Annotated in this window: 1 protein-coding gene; it reads right to left on the bottom strand. The window is 70.9% G+C overall.

Features of this window, described 5'->3' with window-relative positions; translation table 11 throughout:
- Positions 1 to 20: 20 nt before the first annotated feature.
- The gene (locus tag QSK00_RS30280; protein ID WP_285597263.1) at positions 21 to 971 is read right to left on the bottom strand and encodes an IS481 family transposase; all 951 of its coding nucleotides are present in this window, start codon (positions 969 to 971) and stop codon (positions 21 to 23) included.
- Between the last annotated feature and the right edge of the window lie 110 nt (positions 972 to 1,081).

Genomic DNA, 1,081 nt, shown 5'->3' with positions numbered 1-1,081 from the left:
TGTCGTGACCCGTCACGTTGTTAGCAGGCGAGGCGGGTGTTTGGTGGCTGGCCGCCGAGGGCGGAGTGGGCGCGGCGAGTGTTGTAGTCGTGGACCCAGGTGTCCAGGGCGGCCAGCCGCTGATGGTTGCTGGTCCAGGGGCGGGCGTAGGCGAATTCGGTGAGCAGGGTCCGGTTGAGGCGTTCGGCTTTGCCGTTGGTCCAGGGGCAGCCGGGCTTGATGAAGCGGCGTCGGATGCCGAGTGCGACGCAGACCGCGGCCCAGTTCTGGCCGCGGCGGTAGGCCAGGGCGTTGTCGGTCAGGACCCGTTCGACGGTGACTCCGCGGGTGTGGAACCAGCTCGCAGCGCGGTGCAGGAACTCCGCGCAGGTCGGTTCCCGTTCGTCGGGCAGGGCTTCGATGTAGGCCAGCCGGGAGTGGTCGTCGACCGCGACGTGGAGGTAGTCGTAGCCGTTGCCGCGACCGCGGACGGCTTCGCTGCGCCCGTGCAGGCGCCATCCACCGCCCTCGGGGATGCGCCCGAGCTTCTTGACGTCGACGTGGAGCAGCTCGCCGGGCCGGGACCGCTCGTAGCGTGGCCCGCCGCGACGGCGTCGGACCGGTTGCCCGGTGATCGGGTCGATCGCTGCCAGGGCCGGCACCTGGTGGCGTCGAAGGATGCGCCCGACGGTGGAGGCGACCAGGCCGAGTTCACCGGCGAGGAACACCGGACCACGATGCCGATCACGTCGAAGTTGAAGGACCTGGGCCTCGACTTCGACGGGTGTGCGCCGGGGGCTGGTGTGCGGGCGCGAGGGGCGGTCGTCGAGCCCGGCCTGGCCCTCGGTGTCGTAGCGGTGGATCCACTTGGCGACGGTGCCGCGGGAGACCCCGAGCTGCTCGGCGATCCGGGCTTGCGGCCAGCCCGCCCGATGACGCTGGACGATCAGCAGGCGGGCGTGCACGGTCAGGCGGGCATTACGGTGCGACACCGAGGGCCTCCGGTGGTCGAGCTGGATGCGTCAGACACACCCACCTCGCCTCGGAGGCCCTCCTCGATCAACCCGACACGCCGCCGCACACAACGTCTCGGGTCACGACA

It is taken from the genome of Actinomycetospora sp. NBRC 106378, from assembly GCF_030269685.1.
Taxonomy (GTDB): domain Bacteria; phylum Actinomycetota; class Actinomycetes; order Mycobacteriales; family Pseudonocardiaceae; genus Actinomycetospora.
The sequence above is the reverse complement of the archived record's forward strand: the minus strand, read 5'-3'. Positions and strand labels throughout refer to the sequence as shown.